Genomic DNA, 2,373 nt, shown 5'->3' on the forward strand with positions numbered 1-2,373 from the left:
GCTGGCAAAGAGGCACAAATGAAAACACCAATGGCTTAATACGTCAGTTTATACCTAAGTCAGCGGCCATTTCATTAGTTGACGACAAACAGATAAAGAAAATACAATATCTGTTGAACACACGCCCAAGAAAACGGCATAAGTTTAAAAGCCCTGCCGATTTTTATTCTAAGGAGTTAAGAAGAATTGCACTTCATGGTGTAATCTAGGTTTATTTATTTTTGTTTTTGAAATATTTCAATTCTTCATCGATAAAATATCGTACTAGATTTGCATATAGATCTTTGATTACTTCACCATTAAGCCCTAATTCATTCGACCATTGCTTTCGTTGCTCTAGCATACTGTCAAAACGTTCTTTAGCTTGTACATCAGTGGTATTTTTTTTGAACTTACTGGCAGCTTTGACGTATTCAAAACGTGTAGCAAACAATTTAATTATGGAATGGTCAATCTGATCTATTTCGGCACGAATGTGGTTCATATTCTCACATTTGTTTGGCGCTTGGGTAGGTTTATAAGTCACAATTTTATACCTTTTGTTTATTTAACTTTTTATATCCTATCACTATTAGATTATACACAAAAGTATCACTTAGTAGGTGTCATCGTTGCACTATATTTATATATACAAAATTGATTGTGCGCTTTTAATAGAATTGAGTTTAATATTTGGAGATATTTAATAATTAATTGATTTTTTATTTATTAAATCAATTTCGTTTTACATTGATACCGCCCAATAACACGATAATATAACTGAAAATTTTGTTTATATCCTTCTAGTAAAGGATTTACAGATTTTTTGTATTTTAATGGGTTTTAAAGGATCTTACAGAATATTGAGCCAAGGGAAACAGAATCATATAGATAAACACACTGAAAATACTGGAAGATTAACTTTTAAAAATCGAATCGTATACCTAAACGTATACCTAAAACAAAAAGTGACCCCCAATATTAGGTATTTTAATCTTGCCAAATTGAAAGGTTAAAAATTGGTTTTAGAATTTTGACGGTGTAAAAATTTATCTAGGTGAGCGGTATCCGTTAATTATGTTTTAGATTTTTTATACCTCCCCCCATAAAAATAAAATTTTATAAAAAAGTATGCACGGTGTTCACTACCTGCTTGAAGCCTTATTCTAAAAGGGTTTGAGTGGTGTATACTTGAATGTTTACTATTCACAAGTATACACTTTATGTATTCACTCAATAAAAAACCGCCAATTAGGGCGGTCTTATTTTAGTGGTTCAATTTGAGCTACTAGTTAGGATCTTCGGCTTTAGGTAGCCAATCTTTACACATATCTGGGTTTATTTCTAAATTAGTTTTTACCCCTATATTAGTTCGTTTTTTAATGTACGCCTTTCTATTTTCTTTTATGGCGTAATTTAATGATAAACCGAACCCACTCAAGGACAATGGATTATTAAGCCCTGTATTTCGCACATACTCAATATAAGCATGATATTGGAATGGCAACACATTTTCAAACAAAAAAATTAAGGGGTAAGTGTTTTTTAAATTCAACGGGAGGCAAGTAGCCTAACGAAGAATGTAATCGTTTATGATTATACCAATAAGCATAAGCCGAAAAAGCGCGTTGTAATTCAGCCGTTGAGTTGAAACGTTGGCCTTTTACAAATTCCGTTTTAATTGTTTTAAATGTCGCTTCCGCTACCGCATTGTCATATGGACACCCTTTCTTGCTTAATGAATGCGTGATATTAAATGTCTTAAAACACGCCTCTAATAACCGATTATCAAACTCTTTGCCTCGGTCTGAATGAAATAAATCCAATTTTGATAATGGCAGTTTAATTTGGCTTAATGCCGACATAACAAGCTCTGCTGTTTTATGTTGACCAACATGGTAACCGACAATTTGCCTATCGGATAAGTTCACTAAAACACATAAATAGTTCCAACGTTGCTTAACTTGAATATACGTTAAATCCGCAACAACAATTTGTTTTTTATCACCTACATCAAATTGTCGTTGCAGGTGATTTTCTATGGCGGTTTCATTCACTTCCGTAGTGTGAGATTGATAACGTTTAACGGTGTATTTTGATACCAGCAATAAGGCTTTCATCACCCGAGCAATGTAACGGCGTGACACCCAAATATTCTCTTTCTGTAAATCAAAACGAATTCGTCTTGTACCATAAGACTGATAGCTCTGATTAAATAGCGTCACGATTTTATTGGCATAAAGCCCTACTGATTTTTGTCTATTCAATTTACACTGATAATAAGCATAATGTCTTGATAATCCTAAATATTGACATAGCTTTGTTATGCTATAACGATGTCGATTTGCTTTTAGGATAGCGATTTTCGTCCTATTATCAGTGCTGCTTGCTTTA

The 2,373-nt window shown here is 33.0% G+C and carries 4 protein-coding genes; 1 reads left to right on the forward strand and 3 read right to left on the reverse strand.

The annotated features are described in order from the left end of the window. Positions 1–209, forward strand: a 209-nt coding sequence (locus tag A9G38_RS12275) for an IS30 family transposase (protein ID WP_176713221.1), incomplete at its 5' end; no start/stop codon positions are given. Between the two features lie 2 nt (positions 210–211). On the opposite strand, the gene A9G38_RS07115 is transcribed toward A9G38_RS12275, so the two are convergent. The 3 genes from A9G38_RS07115 to A9G38_RS07130 form a co-directional block, all read right to left on the reverse strand. Then, positions 212–484 (reverse strand): chorismate mutase, encoded by a 273-nt coding sequence (locus tag A9G38_RS07115; RefSeq protein ID WP_051634393.1) that lies wholly within the window; start codon positions 482–484, stop codon positions 212–214. 783 nt (positions 485–1,267) lie between these two features. Next, positions 1,268–1,501 carry a primase-like DNA-binding domain-containing protein gene (locus tag A9G38_RS07125; protein WP_176713242.1) on the reverse strand — a complete coding sequence of 78 codons (234 nt, stop codon included), beginning with the start codon at positions 1,499–1,501 and terminating at the stop codon, positions 1,268–1,270. Continuing rightward, on the reverse strand, positions 1,494–2,373 hold an 880-nt coding region (locus A9G38_RS07130; protein WP_081297942.1), incomplete at its 5' end, for an IS3 family transposase. The genes A9G38_RS07130 and A9G38_RS07125, both read right to left, overlap by 8 nt.

Origin of the sequence: Gilliamella sp. Imp1-1, from assembly GCF_001690415.1 — a bacterium.
In the GTDB taxonomy this organism is placed as follows: Bacteria; Pseudomonadota; Gammaproteobacteria; order Enterobacterales; family Orbaceae; genus Gilliamella; species Gilliamella bombi.